Annotated in this window: 17 protein-coding genes; 5 read left to right on the forward strand and 12 right to left on the reverse strand. The window is 57.4% G+C overall.

Annotated features, from left to right (window positions below):
* The first annotated feature begins 72 nt into the window (after window positions 1–72).
* A complete protein-coding gene (locus HZ995_RS14960) occupies window positions 73–1,275 on the forward strand; it encodes a multidrug effflux MFS transporter (protein WP_245168685.1) in 1,203 nt (400 codons plus the stop codon).
* Here the strand turns inward: HZ995_RS14960 and mfd are convergent.
* Together mfd and HZ995_RS14970 are read right to left on the reverse strand one after the other, a co-directional pair.
* On the reverse strand, window positions 1,272–4,718 hold the full coding sequence (gene mfd / locus HZ995_RS14965) for a transcription-repair coupling factor (protein WP_209356452.1): 3,447 nt from the start codon (window positions 4,716–4,718) through the stop codon (window positions 1,272–1,274). The two genes, HZ995_RS14960 and mfd, sit on opposite strands and share 4 nt — an antisense overlap.
* Before the next feature lie 10 nt (window positions 4,719–4,728).
* Complete coding sequence (locus HZ995_RS14970) at window positions 4,729–5,253, reverse strand: component of SufBCD complex (protein WP_209356453.1); 525 nt, start codon at window positions 5,251–5,253, stop codon at window positions 4,729–4,731.
* Between the two features lie 114 nt (window positions 5,254–5,367).
* Between HZ995_RS14970 and hemB the strand changes: the two genes are divergently transcribed.
* The 3 genes from hemB (at window position 5,368) to HZ995_RS14985 (ending at window position 7,872) form a co-directional block, all read left to right on the forward strand.
* Window positions 5,368–6,369 carry a porphobilinogen synthase gene (gene hemB / locus HZ995_RS14975; RefSeq protein WP_209356454.1) on the forward strand — a complete coding sequence of 334 codons (1,002 nt, stop codon included), beginning with the start codon at window positions 5,368–5,370 and terminating at the stop codon, window positions 6,367–6,369.
* A 90-nt stretch (window positions 6,370–6,459) separates the two neighbouring features.
* Window positions 6,460–7,020, forward strand: coding sequence for a YSC84-related protein (locus HZ995_RS14980; protein WP_209356455.1), 561 nt, complete (start codon window positions 6,460–6,462; stop codon window positions 7,018–7,020).
* A 9-nt stretch (window positions 7,021–7,029) separates the two neighbouring features.
* The gene (locus tag HZ995_RS14985; RefSeq protein WP_209356456.1) at window positions 7,030–7,872 is read left to right on the forward strand and encodes an alpha/beta hydrolase; all 843 of its coding nucleotides are present in this window, start codon (window positions 7,030–7,032) and stop codon (window positions 7,870–7,872) included.
* Here HZ995_RS14985 and HZ995_RS14990 read toward each other — a convergent pair.
* Complete coding sequence (locus HZ995_RS14990) at window positions 7,806–8,678, reverse strand: NAD(P)-dependent oxidoreductase (protein WP_209356457.1); 873 nt, start codon at window positions 8,676–8,678, stop codon at window positions 7,806–7,808. The genes HZ995_RS14985 and HZ995_RS14990 overlap by 67 nt on opposite strands.
* Window positions 8,679–8,786: 108 nt before the next feature.
* Here HZ995_RS14990 and HZ995_RS14995 point away from each other — a divergent pair, with 108 nt between their 5' ends.
* Window positions 8,787–11,246, forward strand: a complete 2,460-nt coding sequence (locus HZ995_RS14995) for a penicillin acylase family protein (protein ID WP_209356458.1) — start codon at window positions 8,787–8,789, stop codon at window positions 11,244–11,246.
* 81 nt (window positions 11,247–11,327) lie between these two features.
* Here HZ995_RS14995 and hflX read toward each other — a convergent pair whose 3' ends face one another.
* The 9 genes from hflX to dusB form a co-directional block, all read right to left on the reverse strand.
* Window positions 11,328–12,599 (reverse strand): GTPase HflX, encoded by a 1,272-nt coding sequence (gene hflX, locus HZ995_RS15000; protein ID WP_209356459.1) that lies wholly within the window; start codon window positions 12,597–12,599, stop codon window positions 11,328–11,330.
* Entirely contained in the window at window positions 12,599–12,838 is a 240-nt protein-coding gene (gene hfq / locus HZ995_RS15005; protein ID WP_058314310.1) for an RNA chaperone Hfq, read from the reverse strand. The genes hflX and hfq overlap by 1 nt, the downstream gene beginning before the upstream one ends.
* A 125-nt stretch (window positions 12,839–12,963) precedes the next feature.
* Window positions 12,964–14,487 (reverse strand): TrkH family potassium uptake protein, encoded by a 1,524-nt coding sequence (locus HZ995_RS15010; RefSeq protein WP_209356460.1) that lies wholly within the window; start codon window positions 14,485–14,487, stop codon window positions 12,964–12,966.
* Between the two features lie 6 nt (window positions 14,488–14,493).
* Complete coding sequence (trkA, locus tag HZ995_RS15015) at window positions 14,494–15,873, reverse strand: Trk system potassium transporter TrkA (RefSeq protein WP_209356461.1); 1,380 nt, start codon at window positions 15,871–15,873, stop codon at window positions 14,494–14,496.
* Window positions 15,874–16,529: 656 nt separating this feature from the next.
* Window positions 16,530–17,936 (reverse strand): sigma-54-dependent transcriptional regulator, encoded by a 1,407-nt coding sequence (locus HZ995_RS15020; RefSeq protein WP_209356462.1) that lies wholly within the window; start codon window positions 17,934–17,936, stop codon window positions 16,530–16,532.
* Window positions 17,937–17,941: 5 nt separating this feature from the next.
* On the reverse strand, window positions 17,942–20,101 hold the full coding sequence (locus HZ995_RS15025; RefSeq protein WP_209358288.1) for a sensor histidine kinase: 2,160 nt from the start codon (window positions 20,099–20,101) through the stop codon (window positions 17,942–17,944).
* 196 nt (window positions 20,102–20,297) lie between these two features.
* Window positions 20,298–21,665, reverse strand: coding sequence for a sigma-54-dependent transcriptional regulator (locus HZ995_RS15030; RefSeq protein WP_209356463.1), 1,368 nt, complete (start codon window positions 21,663–21,665; stop codon window positions 20,298–20,300).
* Window positions 21,666–21,668: 3 nt separating this feature from the next.
* Window positions 21,669–22,748, reverse strand: a complete 1,080-nt coding sequence (locus tag HZ995_RS15035; protein WP_209356464.1) for a two-component system sensor histidine kinase NtrB — start codon at window positions 22,746–22,748, stop codon at window positions 21,669–21,671.
* The gene (dusB, locus tag HZ995_RS15040) at window positions 22,745–23,743 is read right to left on the reverse strand and encodes a tRNA dihydrouridine synthase DusB (protein WP_432417979.1); all 999 of its coding nucleotides are present in this window, start codon (window positions 23,741–23,743) and stop codon (window positions 22,745–22,747) included. Before dusB ends, HZ995_RS15035 begins: the two co-directional genes overlap by 4 nt.
* Window positions 23,744–23,804 lie beyond the last annotated feature (61 nt).

Consider the following 23,804-nt stretch of genomic DNA (forward strand, 5'->3'; position numbering starts at 1 on the left):
TAGTCTAGCCTCATCGACGCGTCGAGTTGCACGAATTTGCAAGGGCGCGGTCGTCAACCAAAGGATCGCCCCGTGACTGACCAACGCCGCTTGTCGGAATTGGAATTCATTGCGTTGACCGCAATGCTTTTCGCCACCATCGCCTTTTCCATCGACGCCATGCTGCCCGCATTGACCGTCATGGGCGAGGAACTCAGCCCCGCTGACCCGGAGCGCGCCACTTTGGTGGTCGGCATCTTTGTTTTGGGCATGGGCATCGGCACGTTCTTTGCGGGACCTTTGTCGGACGCCTTTGGCAGAAAGCCTGTGATCTTAGGAGGGTACGCGCTATATATTGTGGGCTCTGTGATGGCGGCGACCTCGACCACTTTGGAATGGGTGCTGGCCGGGCGTCTGATCCAAGGCCTTGCCGTTGCAGGCCCGCGCATTGCCGCTTTGGCCATGGTCCGAGACCTTTATAGCGGGGAACGCATGGCCTCGATCAGTTCATATTCCATGATGATCTTTGTACTCGTCCCCGCCGTCGCGCCTCTGATCGGCCAACAGATCATGATCGCTTTCGATTGGCGCGCGATTTTCGTTTCTTTCGTTCTGTTTGCTATCGTCATCGGCACATGGCTGGCCACGCGGCAACCCGAAACCTTGCTGCGCGAAAATCGAGTGCCCATATCGGCCCGCGCCATGGGCAACGCGGTTGTCGAATGCCTCTCAAACCGCGTCTTTCGATTTTCGGTCACCGTTCTAACACTGACCTTCGCGGGACTTTTTGCGCTGATTTCATCCGTCCAGCCGATTTATGCCGAGAGCTTTGGCGCAGCCGAAACCTTCCCCTATTGGTTCGCAGGCTCTGCCCTTTTGGCCATTCCCGGCAATTTCTTGAACGGAAGGCTGGTGCTGCGCTATGGCATGCGATTGCTGGTGAAATCCGCCGTTTTGGGCCATCTGATCATGACAATCCTAATGCTCGGCTTGCTGCTGAGCGAGAACATGACAATCTGGATGTTCTTTATCTACTCCACATCCTTCATGTTCTCGATGAGCTTCGTTTTCCCAAACCTTACCGCGCTGTCGATGGAACCTATGGGCCATATCGCAGGCCTGGCGGCCTCGGTGAATGGGGCCATTTCCACAATCCTCGCCGCGGCCCTTGCGATACCAATCGGGCTGGCCTTTGATGGCACGCCACGCGCCGTCCTGATCGGAACTCTCATAGGCTTGGCAGTCAGTTACGCCTTGATGCTCAAGTTAGGTCCGAGACCCGCGAATGAGGCCTAAGCCTTCTTTTTAGGCTTCGCCTTTACCGCCAAATCCCGCGCGATTTCAAAGGCGCCGCGGATCTTGTCGCGGTTGTTTTTCCAGTCGCGGCGCACGACGATCTTGTTGTCCTTGATCTTCGCCAAGCCGCGCTGATCCTGGATAAAGGCCACCAGACCTTCGGGCGAGGCGAACTTGTCATTGTGGAACTGAATGGTCGCGCCCTTTGGCCCGCCATCCAGCTTCGCGATCCCTGCCCGTTTACACATCGCCTTAATGCGCACGACCAGCAAGAGCGTGTTCACCTCGTTCGGCAACTTGCCAAACCGGTCGATAAGCTCCGCCGCAAAGCCTTCGAGCTCGACTTTATTCGTGAGGCTCGACAGACGGCGATAGAGCCCGAGGCGCACGTCCAGATCAGGCACATAGTCCTCGGGGATCAGAACCGGCACGCCCAAATTGATCTGCGGGGCCCATTGATCGTCGACCTCTGACAGGCCTTCCATCTCACCCGCGCGGATCTTGGCGATCGCCTCTTCGAGCATGGACTGATACAGCTCATAGCCTACATCGCGCATCTGACCAGATTGTTCTTCACCCAGTAGGTTCCCTGCCCCGCGGATATCAAGGTCTTGAGACGCCAGCGTAAATCCGGCCCCGAGCGTATCCAGCGAGCCAAGAACGCGCAGACGTTTCTCGGCAGCCGGCGTCAGAGGCTTGCGCGGTTTCGTCGTCAGATAGGCATAGGCGCGGGTCTTGGAGCGGCCTACACGGCCCCTAATCTGATAAAGCTGGCTGAGGCCAAACATATCGGCGCGATGGACGACCATTGTGTTAGCCGTCGGGATATCGAGGCCCGATTCCACAATCGTCGTCGCCAAAAGCACGTCGTATTTGCCGTCATAGAAAGCGTTCATGCGGTCATCGAGCTCACCGGCAGCCATTTGGCCGTGGGCGACCACATAGGTCAGCTCGGGCAGCTGTTCTTTCAGGAACTCTTCGATTTCGGGCAAATCAGAAATCCGAGGCACCACATAGAAGGACTGCCCACCCCGATAATGTTCGCGCAACAGAGCCTCGCGGATCGTCACGCCGTCAAACTCGCTGACATAAGTGCGGATCGCCAGACGATCCACAGGCGGCGTGCCGATAATCGACAGATCACGCACGCCAGAGAGGCTCAGTTGCAACGTCCGAGGGATCGGTGTCGCGGTCAGGGTAAGAACATGCACGTCAGACCGCAGTTGCTTCAGACGTTCTTTATGGGCCACCCCGAAATGCTGCTCTTCGTCGACGATCAGCAGGCCAAGGTTTTGGAATTTAATGTTTTTCGCGAGCAACGCATGGGTGCCGACCACGATATCAACGGTCCCACGCGACATGCCATCGCGGGTTTTCTCAGCCTCTTTCGCCGATACAAACCGCGACAGCCCATGCACTTCCAGTGGGAACCCCCTGAAGCGTTCTGAAAAGCTCTTGAGATGCTGTCGGGCCAGCAATGTCGTCGGCGCGATCACTGCGACCTGCACGCCTGACATCGCCGCCGCAAAGGCTGCGCGCATGGCGACTTCGGTTTTGCCAAAGCCCACGTCTCCACAGACCAAACGATCCATCGGCAGACCCGAGGCCAGATCCTCCATCACATCGCCAATGGCGCTGAGCTGATCTTCGGTCTCGCTATAAGGGAAGCGCGCGGAAAAAGCCTCCCAGGCGTGATGCGGTGCCTCGAGCATAGGCGCTTTGCGCAAGGCACGCTCGGCGGCCACGCGAATGAGCTTATCCGCCATTTCGCGGATGCGCTCTTTCAGTTTAGCCTTCTTCGCTTGCCAGGCCCCGCCACCAAGACGGTCCAGCAGCCCTTCGTCATGGCCGTATTTCGACAAGAGTTCGATGTTCTCGACCGGTAGGTACAGCTTGGCCTTCTCGGCATATTCAAGGCTGATGCATTCATGCGCCGCGCCCGCCGCCGTGATGACCTCTAGCCCGTGATAGCGGCCGATCCCGTGATCCACATGCACGACCAAATCACCGGGACTAAGCGACTGTGTTTCGGTCAGGAAATTCTCAGCCTTGCGCCGTTTCTTGGGCGCGCGGATCAAGCGGTCGCCCAGCACGTCTTGTTCGGAAATCACCGTCAGACCGGGGGCTTCAAAGCCGCTTTCCAGCGCCCAAACAGCCAGATAGAGCCCGGATTTCCCAATGGCTTTGGCGTCTTTGATGGCGATGGTTTCGGCGAGGCCTTCGTCTTCAATGAGGCCGCTCAGACGTTCCCGCGCACCTTCGGAATAGGACGCAACAACAACCGGTCCATTGTGAAGTTTTGCATTAATATGATCTGCAAGCGCACTGAAAAGGCTCACGTTTTCCATCTGACGCTCTGGCGAGAAATTCCGACCTATCCGCGCCATCTTGTCAATCGCGCCAGGCCCCGACGCCTGTGGGAGCGGCTTGAAGTTCAGCACCCGACGCGCGCCAACGGCCTCAATCCATGCCGCATCGTCCATATACAGCAACTCTGCAGGTACAGGTTTATAGACCGTGTCCAACCGGTTCTTTTGCGTCAACGCATGGGCGCGGGTTTCGTATTGATCCCTGACCGAGTCCCAGCGTGCCAGACGCGACGGTTCGCATTGGTCGTCCACGCTGATCGACGCCTCTGGCAGATAGTCGAACAAGGTCTCAAGCCGCTCATGAAAGAACGGCAACCAATGCTCAATCCCCTGATGTTTGCGCCCTGCTGACACCGCCTCATACAGAGGATCATCCGTGCCAGCCGCCCCAAACTCGATGCGATAATTCTGCCGGAACCGTGTGATTGCCGCTTCATCCAGAATGACTTCGGACACCGGCGCCAATTCCACCAGATCCAGCGTTTCCGTTGTACGCTGCGATACCGGATCAAAACGACGCGCGCCGTCTAGAACGTCTCCGAAGAGATCGAGGCGTACGGGGCCGCCTTCGCCCGGAGGATAGATATCGATGATACCACCGCGGATCGCGTAGTCTCCGGGCTCCATCACCGTGGGCGCTTGGGTAAAACCCATCCGTACCAGAAACTCGCGAAGCTCTTTTTCGTTGACCTGATAGTTTACCTGCGCGCGAAACGCCGCGTCTTTCAGAACCTCGCGCGCGGGAACCCGTTGCGTGGCCGCATTCAGCGTCGTCAACAGGACGAACTGCTTTGGCATCCCATGCACCAGCCCCGCCAAGGTCGCCATCCGCGCCGCCGCGATGTCGGCATTCGGCGACACACGGTCATAGGGCAAGCAATCCCAACCGGGGAATACCACCACAGGCACATCAGGCCCAAAGAAGGCCAGCGCCGCCTGCATCGCTGCCAATCGCTTGTCGTCGCGCGCGATATGCAGAACCGGACCGCCTGAACGCTCCATTTCCTCTAGGATCAGCTTGGCGTCGAACCCTTCGGGCGCGCCACCAACGGTGACGTGATGTTGTGTCGTCATGTCAGCCCCGTCAGTTCAGCGGCGAGAGTTGGAAGTTCTGATACATCCCCCAAAGGGATGTTATGAAAATAGACAGCATTCCAATGAGTTGGACATAGATACGATGCCGTGCCAAACGTTTATACAGCGTCTCACGGGTCAGATCCTCGACCTCAAGCGCGCGTGCTGTTGACAGGGACAAAAGCCCGATGATCGACATCGGGAAAAGGATCAGAAACACCGCCTGCGCGAATTCGTAGCGATAGTAAAATCCGACGACTGCCAGAGAGCTCAGGATGAAACATCCAAAGGACAGCATCGCCAGGCCAGACACACGGCTGATATACAAAAGCCGCCCGACGTTGATGCGCACCATATCCGCCAGATCGACTTCATGTTGCCCGCCACGACGCCGCGCGCGCAGCACAAGATCATAGGGAATACCCAGAACCCAATGGCTGGCGGACGACCACAAAAGCGCAAGCATAATCCAGAACCAGAGGTTGGAAAAACTGCGCAGGTCGATAAGCTCGATAATAGAAGTATGCAGGTCCACGCAGCGCGTCCTTTAGTCGTTTTGTTGATCCATATCGTTCGGACGCGGCAATTCCTACCCTTGTCGCGCAGCAAATTCCATGGCACCCCGTTTTCTACAAAGAATGAGGCTTATATGAAACCGACAATCGCCCCTTTTCCCGCTGCGCGTCCGCGACGTCTTAGGAACACGCCCGCCCTGCGGTCCTTGGTGCAGGAAACCACGTTGAGTGTTGGCGATCTGATCTGGCCGGTCTTTGTGCGTGAGGGCGAGAATATCGAAGAGCCCGTGCCCTCTATGCCCGGCGTGGTGCGTCGGTCGGTTGACCGGATTGTAGAGGCTGCCAAAGAGGCGGCGGATCTGGGTATCCCTGTGATCTGTCTCTTTCCCTACACCGAGGGCGACAAGCGTACGTCAGATTGTGCTGAGGCCTGGAACCCCGACAACCTTTCAAACCGCGCGACACGTGCCATCAAAGAGGCCGTGCCAGAGATCGCGATCATGACCGACGTTGCGCTCGACCCCTACAGCGACACCGGTCAGGACGGCTTTGTGATCGACGGATATGTGGCCAATGATGAAACCATCGAAGCCCTTGTGAAACAGGCGCTTAGCCAGGCTGAGGCCGGTGTTGATATTATCGGTCCATCAGACATGATGGACGGTCGCATCGGCGCATTGCGCAGCGCTTTGGAAGGCGCAGGCCACAAGAATGTGGCGCTGATGTCCTATTCCGCGAAATATGCGAGCGCCTTTTATGGTCCCTTCCGCGATGCGGTTGGCGCGTCCGGCGCGTTGAAAGGCGATAAGAAAACCTATCAAATGGATCCGGCCAACTCTGACGAAGCCCTGCGGATGGTTGAACGCGACCTGATGGAAGGCGCGGATATGGTGATGGTCAAACCCGGCATGCCTTATCTGGATATTTGCCGCGGTGTGAAAGACTGCTTTGGCGTGCCGACCTTCGCCTATCAGGTCTCTGGCGAATACGCGATGATCAAGGCAGCCGCGCAAAACGGTTGGATTGATGGGGACAAAGCGATGGTCGAGAGCCTGATGGCGTTTAAACGCGCCGGATGTGATGGGATTCTGACCTATTTCGCACCATTGATCGCCAAAGGTCTCCTTGGGCGCTAAAGCGCCGAAAGCGCTCTATCTTGGGTGACAATGCGGGCCGATGGGTCTATGTTGTGGCGCAAATCGACAGTGATAAGAACAGGCAAACAGATGAAAACCATCAAGAGACGTGCCCTCATACTTACGGCCATGGCCAGCGTGACCATGGCAACCGCGTGCGGAAATGGCGTCAACAGCCGCGGCTCTGACACGATCAATGCGCGCGTTGAGGCGACGCTGAACTATATGTACGACGAGTACCCCAACACGATCGACCTCGCCGATAAAGCGGCTGGGATGCTGGTCATGCCATTGATCACTGAAGCAGGTCTTGGCTTTGGCGGCGGCTATGGTCGCGGTGCTCTGAAGGTGAATGACGAGGTCGTGGATTACTACTCCACAACGCGTGCGAATTTTGGCTTCCAGATCGGTGCCCAGCAATTCGCGCATGTTCTGTTCTTCATGACCGAAGGCGCGCTGCAGGAATTCCAGAGCTCTCGCGGATGGGCGGCCGGTGCTGACCTGGAGTATGTTGTCTCTGATCAGGGCGACTCTTTGGCGACCGACACAACGACCCTGCGCAGCCCGGTTCTGGCGGTCGTCTTTGGTCGTGCCGGTGCACGGATTGGCGCGACGCTTGAGGGATCGAAATACACGCGGATCATCCCGTAAACTCCGCCGATGCGGATCATCGAAAATATCACCTATGTCGAGCGCCAGTCTGAAAATCTGGCGCTCGATTTGTATTTGCCCTATCGCACCCCGCAAGCCACCGTGGTCTTCGCCCATGGCGGAGGCTTTCAAAAAGGCACGCGATCCTCGGCAGAGGTTTTGCCCCTCGCGCGGCGGTTTACGCGTGACGGATATGCCTTTGCGTCTATCAGCTATCGCTTGAAAACGCCGCTGGAAGCCTTTGACCTAATTCATAGAAAAGCCATTCGCGCCAATAGAAAGAGATCCGTCGAAAGCGGACTCGCAACGTCCAAACGATTGATGGGCCCCGCCTTTGAAGCCGCGCGTTTAGACCTTGGTGCGGCGGTCGCCTTTATGAAATCGCGAAGCTCAGGCTGGGATATCGCGACAAGTAGCGTGTTTGTGGTTGGCATTTCGGCGGGCGGGATCGCAGCGCTTTCTCTGGCCTATCCGCCCGAGAACCTGCCAACGACATGCCGGCCCGACGCAGTTCTTGGATTGGGCGCTGCCATGGTGCAACCTTGGTGCCTCTCGCCCAACGGCGTCCCGAGCCTTATGCTGCACAGCACAATGGATCGCATCATCCGGCCTCAGAACACAGCACTAGTAGAGAAAGCCGCACGTCAGGCCGAAGCTCCGTTGCGCACGATCATCTGCGCGCGGCGCGGACATGGCGCGCCTGTTGAGGCCTTGCTCAACGACCAAGACAAGACAGGCACGCCCTATTGGACCCATATGCGGATGTTGTTTGACGCTTGTTCAGATCAGTCGAGCGCCCGTAAACGTTTGATAAGGCTGGATGTATCCCAACGCCCGCCGCCCAGTTTCTGAACGTCCTTGTAGAACTGATCGACCAAAGCCGTTACCGGCAGGCTCGCGCCGGTTTCATTCGCCGTGTCCAGACATATCCCCAGATCCTTACGCATCCAATCGACCGCAAAGCCGTGATCAAAGTGATCTGCAATCATCGTCTCGTAGCGATTGGACATCTGCCAAGACCCCGCCGCGCCCTGCGAGATCACCTCGACAACCGCCGCGCCATCCAAACCGGCCTTCTCGGCGAAATGCAGCGCCTCAGAGAGCCCCTGAACCACGCCAGCAATCGCGATCTGGTTGCACATCTTGGTCATCTGACCCGCACCACTCTCGCCAATACGACGACAAATGCGCGCGTAGGACTCCATAACGGGCTCGGCCTTTGTGTAAGTGTCTGCATCACCACCGCACATGATGGACAAAACCCCGTTCTCGGCCCCCGCCTGACCACCAGAGATCGGCGCATCGACAAAGCCAAGACCCGCAGCACCTGCCGCCTCATAAAGCTCGCGCGTGACTTTGGCCGATACCGTCGTGTGATCCACAAAGATCGCGCCGTCTTTCATCGCGGCAAAGGCCCCGCCCTCGCCGACACAGACCTGACGCAAGTCGTCGTCATTGCCGACGCAGGCCATGACAAAATCCGCGCCCTCTGCTGCAGCCGCCGGCGTAAGCGCCATTTCGCCACCGTGTTCCTTCACCCAGGCCTCGGCTTTTGCAGCAGTTCGGTTATAAACCACCACCTCAAACCCCTTAGATTTAAGGTGCCCCGCCATTGGATGGCCCATGACGCCAAGTCCCAGAAATGCCACGCGTGTCATCGCTTTTCCCCCTCGCAAATTCGTCGTAATGTCTGTCTGCATGTGTGCCCGCGACAAAGGCCCAAGCGCAAGAGCAAATACCAAAGCAAGACCCAATAGAGACGCGCAATGACAAGAATATTTAAGTGGCTGTTCCGCCTGACAACCGCGACCTTCATTCTGATTTTCGCCTTTGGCGCTTTGGTCTATTATTTCGCCTCCCGCTCGCTGCCTGACTATGACAAGGAATTGCAGACCGGCTACGTTTCGGCCCCCGTGGAAATTGTGCGCAACAACGCCAATGTCCCGCATATCTTTGGCGAGACGGATCCGGATGTGTTCTTTGCGCTGGGATACGCCCATGCGCAGGATCGTCTGTGGCAGATGACCACCATGCGGCGCACGGCACAGGGGCGTTTGTCCGAAGTCTTTGGCGCGCAAACGCTGGATATCGACAAGCTTTTGCGCCGGCTTGGGATCTATACGCTGGCGGTAAGCTCTGTGGAGTCTCTGTCCGAGCGTTCACGGGTCTTGATGACGGCTTACGCCAATGGCGTGAACGCGCGGATCACAGAAGTGAATGAAGAGTCACTGGGGCGTGGCGCACCAGAGATGTTCATTTTCAACGCTCCGATTGCGCCATGGCGCGTTGCAGATTCCATTTCAATTCAGAAGCTTATGTCTTTGCAACTGGCCGGACATCTGGACGAAGAAGTCCTGCGCGCCCGCGTCTCTTTGGCGCTGAGCGATGAGACCCGCCTGAAAGACATCCTACCTGATCATCCGGGCAAAGGCGTCGCCGACCTGCCTGAATTTGCGCAGCTCGTGCCCGGTGTTCCACGGTTCGTGCAGACCGCAGAGTTAAAATCGCACCCGCTGTCTCCGTTCCCGGAACGTGGCCTTGCTGGTGCCTCAAACGCCTGGGCCGCAGCGCCGGCACGATCTGCCTCTGGCGGCACTCTGATGGCCAATGATCCGCACCTTGGACTTACGGCTCCGGCGATCTGGTATCTGGCACGGCTTGAGCTGTCCTCGGGCGGCGTGATCGGTGGGACCATTCCGGGGATCCCTGCGATCCTGACCGGCCGCAGCGCGCAATTGGGCTGGGGGCTGACCTCGGCCTATGTGGATGATCAGGACGTCTTTATCGAAGAAATCAATCCAAACAATCCGGATCAATATCTGGGGCCGAATGGCTATCAGGACTTTGTGACACGCAAGACGATCATCAAAGTCTCCGAGCAAGAACCCATCACCCTGACCCTACGCTGGACCGACAATGGGCCCGTCTTGCCAGCAAGCAATTTCGATCTGGGCACAGTCACGCCGAAAGGCCATGTTGCGGCTGTCAGCTGGACGGTGCTTAGCCCCGCGGATACCTCGATGAATGCGGCCATTGATCTGATGTTTGCCCAGGACGTGCGCGAAGCGATCCGCAATAGCGAGGCGTTTCTGGCACCGGCACAGAACCTAACGCTGGTGGACAGCGACACCATCGCAATGAAGGTGATCGGAGCCCTGCCGCGTCGGTCTGCCCGTCATCAAAGCCAGGGTCGCTTGCCGAGCCTTGGGTCCAAGGTCGAGAACCGCTGGCAAGGCCGACTGCCATATTCCAGCAATCCCGAATTTGTGGCGCCCGTCGGCGGCATCCTCGGCAATACCAACAATAAGACCGTGGATCGTGCCTTTCCATTGCACGTGTCCTTCGTGTGGGGCGACAGCCAACGCGTGCAACGCTGGCAGCGTTTGATGCAGGGCCGTGCGGTTCATACGCGCGACAGCTTCATCGAAGCGCAGCTGGATACGGTCAGCGTGACCGCACGGTCTCTGCTGCCTTTGGTGGCGGCGGATCTTTGGTTTACGGCGGGCACAACCGCGCAAGGCACCCAAGAGCGCCAGCGCAAAGAGGCTTTGGATCTATTGGCCAATTGGAACGGCGAGATGAATGAACATCTGCCGGAACCCCTGATCTATGCCGCCTGGATGCGCGCGCTTCAGGACCGTTTGGCCAAGGACGAACTCGGACCATTAATCAGCGAATTCAAACATGTAGAGCCTTTGTTCATCGAACGCGTCTTCCGCGATGTGGATGGTGCGAGTGCCTGGTGCGACGTGATCCAGAGCGCGCCGATTGAGACCTGTACAGACGTGGCGCGTATGGCGCTGGATGATGCTATCATCTGGATCAACGAGCGCTATGGCGACAACTTTGAGAGCCTGCGCTGGGGCGATGCGCATCAGGCGACCCACGATCACCCGGTTCTGGGAGAGGTTCCCCTTCTGCGGACCTTCGTCAACATCCGCCAGTCCACCAGCGGCGGAGACAATACCTTGCAACGCGGGCGCACCTCTGGTGAAGGGGATGATCCGTTCCACAATGTCCACGCAGCAGGTTATCGCGGTGTCTATGATTTTGCGGATCCGGATTCCTCTGTCTTCATCATTTCGACAGGCCAATCCGGGCATCCGCTAAGCCGGTATTACGACGATCTGGCCCAGCTTTGGCGGCGAGGAGAGTATATCCCGATGTCGCTGGACGAAGGTCTCGCGCGCGCCGCGGCGGTTGGGGTGACGACGCTATTGCCATGATGCTATCGGGGGGCTCTGCCCCCCGTCGGAATTTTCACAAAATTCCGCCTCCCCCCGGGATATTTTGGGCAAGAGAAATGCCTAGAGTTTCTTGAACTGCGCGGCCTGTTTAGCGGTCCATTTGACGGTGATGTCAAAGCCGTCGTCGGTTTGAGCCTCGCTCTCGATCACACCTTCAGCAAAGAGCCAGGCGCGTTCTTTGCCTGCCGAAAACGGGAGGGACAGCTCTTCGATGCTATGCTCGCCCTGCAGGCGCACGGCGATCTCTGCGAGGAGTTGGTCGATGCCTTCGCCCGTGATGGCCGAGATCGCAAAGATGTCGTCACTGCGTTCCGAGCGTGCTTGCGAGGCGGCGATCTCGTCTGCTTCCATCTGGTCGATTTTGTTCCAGACTTCGAGCTGCGGGATGTTTTCATCCACACCAAGCGAAGCGAGGATCTTGGCCACATCTTCGGCCTGATTGTCGGTTTCCGCGTGGCTGATATCGCGCACATGCAGGATCAGATCGGCGGCGAGGACTTCTTCGAGCGTGGCTCGGAATGCGGCAACAAGTTCGGTCGGCAGATCAGAGATGAAGCCCACCGTGTCAGACAGGATCACTTCGGGGCCGTCGATCAGTTCAAGACGCCGCATTGTGGGGTCAAGCGTGGCGAAAAGCATGTCTTTCGCCATGACTTCAGCGCCGGTTACACGATTGAAAAGTGTAGATTTTCCGGCGTTGGTGTATCCGACCAATGCGACAATCGGATAGGGCACTTTGGCACGCGACCCGCGATGGAGCTCGCGGGTTTTCACGACCTTCGCGAGCTGCCGACGCAGGCGCACGAGTTGTTCGTCAATCGCACGTCGGTCGGCCTCGATCTGGGTTTCACCCGGACCACCCACAAAGCCAAGCCCACCCCGTTGACGTTCCAAGTGGGTCCAGGCACGGACCAGTCGTGTCCGCTGATAAGACAGCGCCGCCATCTCGACCTGCAACACACCTTCGCGGGTGCGGGCGCGGTCTGAGAAGATCTCAAGGATCAGACCGGTTCGATCAAGGATCTTAACCTCAAGTGCTTTTTCGAGATTGCGCTGCTGGACAGGTGTGACCGGACCATCAATAAGCAACAGGTCGATCTTCTCGGCATGAAACCGATCATGCAGCTCTTCGATCTTGCCCGTACCAAACAGAGTGCCCGGCTGGATCTTAGCCAGCCGCACCACGTCAGAACCCACCACCTCGATATTGGGGAGGGCCGCCGCAAGTGAAACCGCCTCTTCCAAGGCAGAAGAGGCGTCACGTTTTGCATCCGGGGATTTGACTTCGGGTCGCACCACCCAGGCTCGGGTGATGCGGGTGTCATGCTCCATCACTGGGCGTCTTCACCCTCATAAAGGCTGATGGGTTGCGCCGGCATGATCGTCGAAATCGCGTGTTTATAGACCAGCTGACTTTGACCATCGCGGCGCAGAAGTACGCAGAAATTGTCGAACCAGGTAATCACACCCTGCAGCTTCACACCATTAATCAGGAAAATTGTTACCGGAACCTTTGTTTTACGGACGTGGTTAAGAAATGCGTCCTGCAGGTTTTGCCGATCCGAAGCCATCGTAAGTCGCCTTTTTTGTTTTTGCTTGCTGCGCGTGCAACGCTTCCAAAAATGAGTATGAAACGCCACGGCGCAAGTTTCCACCCCCTAAAAAGGCCAGAAACACGATTGTTAGGGCTAAAATACTAGTTCCGCCACAGATCAGGCGTCAAAAGCGCGATGATCACGAGGGTCTCAAGGCGCCCCGTGACCATAGATGCACATAAAATAAGCTTTCCGGACAGGCTGAGCGACAAAAGCTCCACCGGGTTTTCCGCTGCTGCTTGCACCAATGGGCCTGTTGTTGAGAGGGTTGAGACCGCCAACAGCACTGCTTCTTCAAAGCTAGAACCCGCAAAAGTCAGCAGGAAAGTGACGACTGTCAGCGACAGGGCAAAGAGCATGAAAAACACCCAGGCAATCACCGCACCTTTGCGGCGAATGCGTCTGTCACGGCGGCCCGAGCCGCTGACTGAATTGGGATGCACCAGGCGCTCCATCTCGCGCAGGCCTTGCAGGTAGAGCGCAAAGACGCGCAAGAGTTTGACGCCGCCTGCGGTGGTGGCGACGCCTCCACCGATCACCGCGAGCCCCATCAAAAGAACACCGGGCGTACCAAGGCCTGACCAGCTTTGCGAGGTCTGCCAATCTACGCTTTGAAAGCCGGTGGTGGTCATAAAGGAAAGAACCGTAAATATCGCACCCCAGAGCGCGCGCAGGGCGGCAAAGATGTTCTCTTCTTCGTTGACCTCAAAGGCCCCCAGCCAATGGCGCAGGAACAGCAAAAGCGGAATGGCAAAGACGAACATGACGCCGAAACGGAACTCTGGATCCTGCCAGATATGATCGCGACTGGTGGCACCAATATCGGCGCTAAATGTCTGACGAGAAAGGGCAAATAGCAGGAAGAGAAAGATCACGATCTCTCCGCCAAGGCCCGATTGCGCGTTCTCGATGCCGCCTATCTGGGAAATGCCGCTGGTAGACATGACGGACATGGCGTGGATCAAGGCAGCAAGGGGCGCATCGCCCATGACGGCCAGCATGATCCAAAGCGCAAAGGTCAGCCCGGCATAGATCGGCGTCAACATGCGTGCTGCGCGTTTCCAGCGGCGTACCGGATCGATCTGGGCCGCTGCGGGCGTGCCGCGGGTGTGATCGGCAAAACCGCTGCGCGCGGTAACCTCAAAGCCACCGAGGCTGAGCGGCGCAAAAACCGCAACCGCAGCGATCCACATCATAAGGCCTCCGAACCAGGCCACCATGCCGCGCCATAAATGAAGCGCATCCGGCAGGCGCGCGGGATCCTCCCACAGATCAAGGCCCGTGGTCGTCAGGGCCGAGACCATTTCGAGGTATGCGTTCACATAGCTGGTGGTTTGCAAAGATTCAGCAAAAGGGATCGCGAGGATCGCAGGCAAGATCGTAAGGGCTGCAAACAGAGCGTAAAGCGATTGTTGCAGCGAGCCCATCCGCGCGCTTGGCGTGTCCTGAGTGGCAATTGTCACAAGTGTCGCGAAGACTAGCGTAAGGATGCCGCTATAAAGAAACGTCCGCGCGGTCAGAAAATCGTCCGTCACCCCAGCATAAATCGCAGGCACGAACATACACACGCCCGCCAACCACAGAAACTGGAGCAACAGCGTTTGAGATGTCAGGCGCGACCACATGGCGTTCTAGAAATAGTCGATCGAGACCTGCAACAGGCTTTCGACCTGTCCGACGTCCTGACTGAGCGCGAAGAGCGCAATGATGTCGCCTTCATTCACCCGAGTACCACCGTTCGGTTTGATGATCTGGTCGCCCTGCTTGATCCCACCAATCAGCACGCCTTCGGGGAAATCAATGTCTCGGATCTGTTTGCCGGCGATGGGTGAGGTCGAAAGGACCTCGGCCTCGATAATTTCCGCCTCAGCGTCCCCTAGCGAATACACGTCACGCACGCGTCCGTGGCGGATGTGGCGCAGGATCGACGAGACGGTCGTGGCGCGCGGGTTGATATAGGCGTCAATTCCAAGAGGCGTCATCAAGGGCACCAAGGTCGGGTCGTTGATCAAGGCGACCGCCAACTTACAGCCCATGGATTTCGCGCGAACGGCGCCAAGGATGTTGGTCTTGTCGTCATCCGTCACGGCCAGAACCGCGTCGGCGCGCGTCGCGCCCGCCTCTTGTAGAAGGCTCGCGTCCAGACCGTCTCCGTTCAGAACAATCGTGCGTTCCAGAGCTTCGGCTGAGCGTTCAGCGATCTTGCGGTCGCGCTCGATCATCTTGGCGCGGATCGCGCGCCCCGGCAGATCCTCGAGCTTTTGCGCGACCATCCGGCCGACGTTTCCGCCCCCAATAAGAACCACACGTTCTTGTTTTTGCTGCTGCTTTCCAAAGATTTCCAAGGCGCGGCTAAAGTCCTCGGTATTGACCATGACATAGCAATCGTCGCCCACGAAAAGCTGATCGCCCGGCTCTGGCGCAAAGAGCGTGCCTTCGCGGCGCACGCCGACGACGACCGCCCGCAAGGTGGAAAACAGATCAGAAAGCTGCCGCAGTGGCGTGTTCACGACCGGGCAGTCCTCGTCCAGCGTAATGCCAATCAGCTGCAGCTTACCGTCCAGAAAGAATTCCGTGTCAAAGGTCGCCGCTGCCGACAGACGTTTCAGCGCCGCATCCGCGACCTCGCGTTCCGGGCTGATCACCACCTCAATCGGCATGTGGTCGCGACGGTAAAGATCAGAGTAAATCGCATCCAGATAGCTTTGCGAGCGCAACCGCGCGATTTTGCGAGGCACCTCAAAGACCGAATGGGCCACCTGACAGGTCACCATATTAACCTCATCAGAATGGGTGGCCGCGATGATCATATCCGCATCCCGCGCCCCTGCCCGTTCCAGAATGTCAGGATAGCTCGCGAACCCTGCAACGCCCTGGACATCCAAAGCATCTGTGGCCCGGCGCACGAGGTCTGCGTTATTGTCGACCACCGTAACGTCATTGCGTTCATTGGCCAGATGGCGCGCAATCTGCCAGCCCACCTGCCCGGCACCGCAAATGATGACTTTCATCCAAGTCTCCGCTCTTGCTTGAACTTTGGTGTGTCAGAAGTCGTCAATTTGGTCAATCCAACTGGTTCAAGTTATTGCCGTGACACGTGTACGAGTGCTAGCTAAGAAACACGGAGATTGTAGAATCTCGTTTGACTAGAATGTTGTTTTGAAAGCCGATTACATGAAATTGATACGATTTTTAGGCATTGCCGTTTGCTCCATTGCCTCTATTGGATGCACCCCTCTCAGCACTTACTACAAAGAAGGAACGAAGGTTTCTCGATTGGATCGGGACCTCACAAATTGTCAGGTCATTGCAGCACAAAGGGTTCCAGCGAACACACAAATCGGCATGACCCCCATTTACACAACGCCAATAACAACCAGCTGCTACGGGTATTCTTGCACAACATATGGTGGCGATGTGTATGGAGGAGATTTGTATTCTTACGATGCCAACGCAGGGCTGAGAAATAAGGTGACCGCACAGTGCATGTCATCTCAAGGGTATGAGTACGTGGAAATTCCCGCCTGCACGTCTCAACAACTCAAAGATAAAGTCGTCAAAACAGTTCAAAAATTGCCAAAACTGACTGGTAACGTGTGCGCTGTAACGCGAGACGACGGTACTAGAGGCATAGTCGACCTAGCGAGCCTCTAGTACCGATCCGTTTTCAAGTTCCTTCGATCTCTTCGACGGAGGCCACGCGGGACCCAGATTTATTGCTGGTCACAACACCCAGAGACTTGAGCTTGCGGTGCAACGCAGAGCGCTCCATGCCCACAAAAGACGCCGTCCGGCTGATATTGCCGCCAAAACGGTTGATCTGTGTCAGCAGATATTCGCGTTCAAAGGCCTCACGCGCCTCACGCAACGGCATGGTCGCCAAAGCGCCAGAGAGCACCACGCGGCCCTCTTCCTGAGCAGGTCCCTCATCGCCCGGCAGTTCCCGGGCCTCAATCGGTCCGGTCTCATCGCCAAGGATCAGGACGCGTTCGATCAGGTTCTTGAGCTGACGGATATTGCCCGGCCAGCTCATCGTCTGCATGAGCGCCACCGCATCGTCAGACAGCTCGCGTTGCGGCAGGCCTTGGGATTCATTGAACCCTTCGATGAAATACTCGGCCAAGACCGGAATATCTTCGCGGCGCTCCGACAAGGACGGCACGGCAATCGGCACCACATTCAGACGGTGATAGAGCTCCTCGCGGAAGCGTTCGGCCTCGATTTCCTCAGCCAGATCCTTGCTGGTTGAAGAAATCACACGCAAATCCACCTTGATCTTGTCGCTGCCACCAACGCGGGTGAAACTTTGGTCAACCAAAACGCGCAGGATCTTGGTCTGCGTGCCCAAAGGCATATCAGCGACCTCGTCGAAATAGACAGAGCCACCATTGGCCTGTTCCAAGAGGCCCGCCTCAACGCCACGCTCTAGGCTTTCGCGGCCAAAGAGCACCTCTTCTACACGATCCGGCTCCACGCCCGCACAATTCACAGTCACAAAAGGTGCAGACGCCCGCAGGGAGTTCTGATGAATGAACCGCGCGGCCAGTTCTTTGCCCGACCCAGACGGGCCCGACAGCATCACACGGCCGTTGGACTTGGTCACCTTATCCAAATTGCCAACCATCGTCCGGAAGGCCGCAGAATCCCCGATCATCTCGGTCGGCTTGCCATCCTGCTGCTTGAGCTCGCTGTTCTCACGACGCAACCGGCTGGTCTCCATCGCGCGGCGCACAACCACCATGAGCTGGTCAATGTTGAAGGGCTTCTCGATGAAATCATAAGCCCCCTGTTTGATCGCAGCCACCGCGATCTCGATATTGCCATGTCCGGAAATGATCACAATCGGCACATCGGGGTAATCGCGTTTGACGGTCTTGAGGATATCAATCCCGTCCATATTGCTGTCCTTGAGCCAGATATCCAGGATCATCAAAGCGGGCTGGTCAGAGGTGACCTCCTCCATCGCTTCGTCGGAATTTGACGCAAGCCGTGTGCTGTATCCCTCGTCCTTCAGAATATCCGAGATCAATTCCCGGATGTCCCGTTCATCATCGACGATCAGAATGTCTCCCATAGGGTTCACCCTTTTAGTTCCGTTGGTTCTGAGTGCTCTGCCTGCAAAACAGGCAATGTGATTTCCGCCATCGCACCGAAATGTTCGTTCCCCGCAAACACAGGCGCATCGAGCAAAGCCAGCGTACCCCCATGTTCTTCGATGATTTTCTTAACGATGGGAAGGCCTAGGCCCGTGCCTTTGTCGCGTGTGGTGACATATGGCTCAAAGAGGCGCGCGCGATCTGCAGGTAGGCCGATGCCATTGTCCATGATGCGGATGATGCAGGTCTCGTCCTGGGACTCCAACTGGATACGCACTTCGGGCACGAGCCCCTCTGGCGCACCCTTTTGTTGAAACGTTTCAATAGCTTCGCCCGCATTTTTGATCAAATTCGTCAGCGCCTGCGAGATCATTGTCGCATCAATATTGGCCGGCAAAACGCCTTCTGGAATGTCCAGATCAAAGCGTACATCCGGCTGCCCCGCGTCCTGCAAAAGCGCTGCATCGCGTAGAATTTGCGCGACGTCATGCACGCGAAGCTCAGGTTCTGGCATGCGCGCAAACTTGCTGAATTCATCGACAATCCGCCGAAGATCCTCAGTTTGTCGCACGATCACATCGGTCATCGACATGAGGCTATCTGAGTCTTCGCCCACTTTTGGCGCGAATTTGCGCTTGATCCGTTCCGCCGAGAGCTGGATCGGCGTGAGTGGATTTTTGATCTCATGGGCAATCCGGCGGGCCACATCGCCCCAAGCCGCCATACGCTGCGCGGTGACCAGATCAGTGACGTCATCAAAGGCGACAACATAGCCCTCAAGCCCACCTTCATCCGACCGCCGCGTGGCAAAACGCACCAAAAGATTTTCCTGCTGCCCGCCTCGGATCACTTTGATTTCCTGCTGAGCGACCTCCTGGCCACCGTCACGCATTTCCTCAAAGAGACCGGTGAATTCTGGGATCGACACGGCCAAAGGCGTCGCGCGATGGGAGCCGTCCCAATGCAACAATCGCTGTGCCGAACGGTTGGCAAAGGTGATCTGCCCGTCATTGTCCAATCCCACAACACCTGAGGTGACCGAGGTCAGCACAGAGTCAAACAGCCGCTGACGCCGTTCAATCTGTGTCGTGTTGTCCAATAGCGTCTGGCGCTGACCTTTCAGTTGCCGCGTCATCTGGTTGAAGTAGCGCCCGAGCATAGCGATCTCGTCGTCGCCATCCTCTTCGACAACCTGCACGTCCAGATCACCTGCCCCAACGCGCTGCGCCGCACTGGCCAGACGGCCCACAGGACGCGAGAGACGCTCGGCAAACCACAGCCCCATCCAAATCGCAGCAAGGATCAAAATGACTGCAAAACCGATATAGATCAGGCCATACTCAAACAACACGCGGCCACGGTCCTCTTCCAATTGGGTATAGAGGTTCGCGGTTTCACGGGTCTCGTCCAACAGCGCAAAGATCTCGCCATCGACTTCGCGGCTGACATAAAGATAGCGATCCACGAACGCGTCCAGATGCACCAAGGCACGCAGCTCGTTCTGTTCTAGATCGCGAATGATCACGATGCCATCGTCACGCGCGGCCGAGATTTGTTCGTCAGATGGCTGCTCAAAATCAAAGAGGTAGGATCGGTCGCCCCGCGCCAAGAGCTCTCCGGTGCCATCAACCACAAAGGCTTCGCGCAAGCCGCGCTGGATGCTCGTTTGCGCTTCAGACAGCATCTGACGCAGATCGCCACGCGTGAACAGCGTTCCAGAGGAGCGTTTTACCGTGTTCAGAAAATCCGCCACGATGAACACATCCGTTTCCAGATCACGGATATGCTCTGCTTCATAAGCATGGGCCGCGGACACCGAATTGCCGACCACGCGACTTACACGGTCTGAAAACCACCCCTCAAGGCCGATATTGATAGTCAACCCCGCAAAAATCGCGACTGTGACCGCAGGCACGAGCGCCATAGAAGCAAAGGCTCCGGTCAGCCGCATGTGCAATCTTGACCCCGCCGACCGAGACCGGCGCGAGGCCACAATCCGCACCAAGCGCTGCAGCACAAGCGCCGCCACTGCCAGCACATATACGAGATCCGTCAGCAGAATGACGCGCAGCGAGGTTGTGGAAGATCCCTGATCGAAGGGACCGAAAATCAGAAAGGTCGCGACGGCCAGAATTGGCCCCATAAAGACCACACCAAAGGTGGCGAGATTCTGCGCACGCCGCTGTCGGCGCAGGCGCAGGAAGCGCAACCAATGTGTTGCGTTTACACCAGTCGCCACGAAGCTCTCTCACTAGATACTGTGACCGCCAAGCGTATCACTCCCACATTCAGTGGCAAACCGACCTCATGCGCCCGATTTGCCACGCGTTGTGGCAGTTTTACATCAACTTTCTGCGCCGTGTCACGTGAATATCGAGATCGGTGATTTTCTTACGCAGGGTATTCCGGTTGATCCCCAACAGATCCGCGCATTTCGCCTGATTTCCCCCGGTCGCATCCAACGCGATTTCAATCAGGGGCAGCTCGATTTCTTTAAGGATCCGCCCATAGAGCCCCGGAGGCGGCAGCATATTGCCGTGCAGGTCAAAGTACCGCTTCAAATGGCGCGCAACAGAGCCCGACAACTTCTCGCTCTCACCACCGCTCAGCAACGGCACGGCCTCAGGCTGGGTGCCCAGAACGGTTTCCGCCTCGGATTGCGAAATCTCTTCGCCCCGCGCAGTCAGAACCAGCCGTTTCACCGCATTCTCAAGCTGGCGCACGTTGCCGGGCCAACTATAGGCGCGGAACAACTCGCGCGCGTCCTCAGAGAACACCCGCATCGAGGCACCATCACGTTCCAGTCGCGCGAGGAAGTAGTCGACCAAGAGTGGGATATCATCCACCCGCTCGCGCAGCGACGGCACGACCAGATTGGCCCCATTCAACCGATAGAAAAGATCCTGACGCATGGTGCCCTTTTCGACCGCATTCATCAGATCAACCTGGCTGGTCGCCATGAACCGAGGATTGTGATCGCCCGGATTGTCCATCATGCGCACAACGCGGGCTTGGGTTTCACTGTCCAGGTTCGAGACCTCGTCGAATACGACAGTACCGCCTTTCGCACGCGCGAGAACCCGTGCCGGGCCTTCCAGATCTGTAAGATCGGAGGCTGTGACTGTGATAAACGGCAACGTGCGGCGATCCGAGAAGTCGTGGATTTCCTTGGCAATCAGAGACTTACCCGTGCCAGATTCCCCGGATATCAAAACCGGCAGATCCGTATTCATCACCCGCGCAACCAAACGATAGAGCGATTGCATGACAGGTGTGCGCCCCACCAAAGGCAGCTCATCGGGGCGGTCATTCTCATCCGCCGCAGGCGCTGCCGCCACGCGGCGCTTTTCGCTCAGGGCCTTCGCTGTACGCTTCATCAGGTCGGGCAAATCAAACGGTTTGGGCAGATAATCGTAGGCCTCGGCCTCGGCTGCCTGAATGGCCGTCATGATCGTGTTTTGCGCCGAAATCACGATGACCGGCAACTGCGGGCGGTCCTCGGAAATCTTGGGCAGCATCTCGAGCCCATTGCCATCGGGCATCATCACATCGGTGATCACCACATCACCTTTGCCCTCGCCCACCCAACGCATCAACGTGGTCAGCGAACTTGTGGCATGCACCTTACACCCCGCGCGCGTCAGCGCTTGGGTTAACACGGTGCGAATCGTACGGTCGTCATCAGCAACAAGGACGGTTCCATCCATGACTTAAGTCTCCTTCGCAGGAATGAGGTTTTTAGGGGCGCGGGGTAGAGAGATGCGGAACACCGTCTTGCCTGGCACAGAATCCACCGAGATCCAGCCCCCGTGATCAGAGATAATTTTACTCACCAACGCGAGGCCAAGCCCCGTACCGTTTTCACGCCCCGAGACAAAGGGATCAAAGATGTCGCCCTTGATGTCCTGAGGCAATCCTGGGCCATCGTCGATGACCTCAATTTGGAGCGGCAGCGACTGGCCCGAGCCGTCATTGCGCCGCAGCCTGAAGCTATGCTCAAAGTAGGACCTCAGACGAATTATGCCTGACTTTCCAGCAGCTTCTGAGGCGTTCTTCAACAGGTTCAGAATGACCTGCAAGAGCTGATCGCTGTCGCCCAAAGCAAAAGGCAGCGAGGGATCGTACTCTTCCTTGATGGTCATATGCGCGCCAAAACCCAAGAGCGCAGACCGGCGCGCGCGGTCCAGAACGTCGTGGATATTCACCGCCGTATGGGCGGGTGGCTGTAGGTTGCCGAACTGCTCGACCTGCTCCAGCAGCTTCACAATCCGGCGGCTTTCTTCGACGATCAGATCGGTCAGCTCCAGATCCTCGGGCTTCAGGTTCATCGACAAAAGCTGAGCCGCACCGGTGATCCCCGCCAGAGGATTCTTGATCTCATGCGCCAGCATTTCCGCCATGCCGATCGCGGATTTCGCGGCGTTCTTCACGCTTTCTGAAATCGAGACACGGCTTGCCAACTCCTGAGGCTCAAACAGGAACAACATGTCTCCGTCGGACCCCTGAACTGGCGCGATTTGCAGATTGCATTGCATGGGGGGCGCGTTGCCGGTGCCTACGTCCGCGTCATTCACAAACAGCGAGGAATTCTGCTTGCGCGCCCGGGCAAAGGCCTGCTCTAGCGGCGCATCAATCGCGATGCGATCCCAGACCGGCGTGCCTTTGATCGACTTGGCAGAGGCATTCAGGAACACCTCGGCCACCCCGTTGATATCCTGAATACAGTCATCCTTGTCGACCATGATCGCGGGGATCGGCAGCGAGGCCCAGAGCGCTGAATCTGACATCATGCCGCGCTCCTTTCAGGGCCCGCACCCAAGGCGTCGGGCAAAAGCCGCATCACCTCGGCCGGTGTTTTCGCCGTTAAAACTGCTGTGCGCAAAGGCTTGTCGCAGCCTGCTTCGTCCATGTACCATCCCAAATGTTTACGCGCGACTTTGACGCCCAAAGGCGTGCCGTAGAAACTGAGCATCGCGTCATAATGCTCTGATACCATTTGAATAAATTCGTCAGCGCTGGGGATTTCCGGTATCGCCGCTCCATAGATCTCTGACGCGACCACCGCAGGCAGCCAAGGCCGCCCTTGCACGCCGCGCCCCAACATTACGCCATCCGCGCCGGACTGCCTCAACGCCTCTTTGGCCGTCACCGTGTCCACAATGTCGCCATTCGCAATGACTGGAATGTCGACAGCCTCTTTGACCTTAGAAATCGCGCCCCAATCCGCCGCGCCCTTATAGAATTGACACCGCGTGCGCCCGTGGATCGTCACCATCTGAATGCCAACCGCCTCAGCCCGCGCCACCAGCTCGGGCGCATTGAGCATGTCATCATCCCAGCCCAAACGGGTTTTCAGCGTCACCGGCACATTCACCGCCTCAACCACAGCTTCGATCAAGGAAATCGCCAGATCCGGCTCGCGCATCAGAGCCGAGCCTGACGCGCCTGCCCCGCTGGTGCTTGTCACTTTCTTGGCGGGACAGCCCATATTGATGTCAATGATCCGCGCGCCATTGGCCTCGGCCATTTTCGCGGCCTCAGCCATCCAATAGGCCTCGCATCCCGCGATCTGCACAGAGGTGCCCGCAACGCCAAACCCAAGCTCGGCTTTCTCACGGACACCCGGCTTAGCGTTAATCAAATCCTGAGACGCGATCATTTCAGACACGACTAAACCCGCGCCAAAGCGCGCAACCAACTCCCGAAACGGCAGATCGGTGATTCCAGCCAACGGCGCCAAAAAGACCGGCGGATCCAGAATTATGTCGTTGAGTCGAATGCTCACATGCGTATTCCTTGTGCAGCGCCTTGAAATTATTCGGAAACACCGCGCTCGACAATGAATC

The sequence above is a fragment of the Cognatishimia activa genome, assembly GCF_017798205.1.
GTDB classification, from domain to species: domain Bacteria; phylum Pseudomonadota; class Alphaproteobacteria; order Rhodobacterales; family Rhodobacteraceae; genus Cognatishimia; species Cognatishimia activa_A.

Coding starts and splice junctions, on each gene's coding strand:
- mfd (WP_209356452.1), bottom strand. CDS start 4,718: ATGACGACACAACATCACGTCACCGTTGGTGGCGCGCCCGAAGGGTTC.
- hemB (WP_209356454.1), top strand. CDS start 5,368: ATGAAACCGACAATCGCCCCTTTTCCCGCTGCGCGTCCGCGACGTCTT.
- HZ995_RS14980 (WP_209356455.1), top strand. CDS start 6,460: ATGAAAACCATCAAGAGACGTGCCCTCATACTTACGGCCATGGCCAGC.
- HZ995_RS14985 (WP_209356456.1), top strand. CDS start 7,030: ATGCGGATCATCGAAAATATCACCTATGTCGAGCGCCAGTCTGAAAAT.
- HZ995_RS14990 (WP_209356457.1), bottom strand. CDS start 8,678: ATGACACGCGTGGCATTTCTGGGACTTGGCGTCATGGGCCATCCAATG.
- HZ995_RS14995 (WP_209356458.1), top strand. CDS start 8,787: ATGACAAGAATATTTAAGTGGCTGTTCCGCCTGACAACCGCGACCTTC.
- hflX (WP_209356459.1), bottom strand. CDS start 12,599: ATGGAGCATGACACCCGCATCACCCGAGCCTGGGTGGTGCGACCCGAA.
- hfq (WP_058314310.1), bottom strand. CDS start 12,838: ATGGCTTCGGATCGGCAAAACCTGCAGGACGCATTTCTTAACCACGTC.
- HZ995_RS15010 (WP_209356460.1), bottom strand. CDS start 14,487: ATGTGGTCGCGCCTGACATCTCAAACGCTGTTGCTCCAGTTTCTGTGG.
- trkA (WP_209356461.1), bottom strand. CDS start 15,873: ATGAAAGTCATCATTTGCGGTGCCGGGCAGGTGGGCTGGCAGATTGCG.
- HZ995_RS15020 (WP_209356462.1), bottom strand. CDS start 17,936: ATGGGAGACATTCTGATCGTCGATGATGAACGGGACATCCGGGAATTG.
- HZ995_RS15025 (WP_209358288.1), bottom strand. CDS start 20,101: ATGGGGCCAATTCTGGCCGTCGCGACCTTTCTGATTTTCGGTCCCTTC.
- HZ995_RS15030 (WP_209356463.1), bottom strand. CDS start 21,665: ATGGATGGAACCGTCCTTGTTGCTGATGACGACCGTACGATTCGCACC.
- HZ995_RS15035 (WP_209356464.1), bottom strand. CDS start 22,748: ATGATGTCAGATTCAGCGCTCTGGGCCTCGCTGCCGATCCCCGCGATC.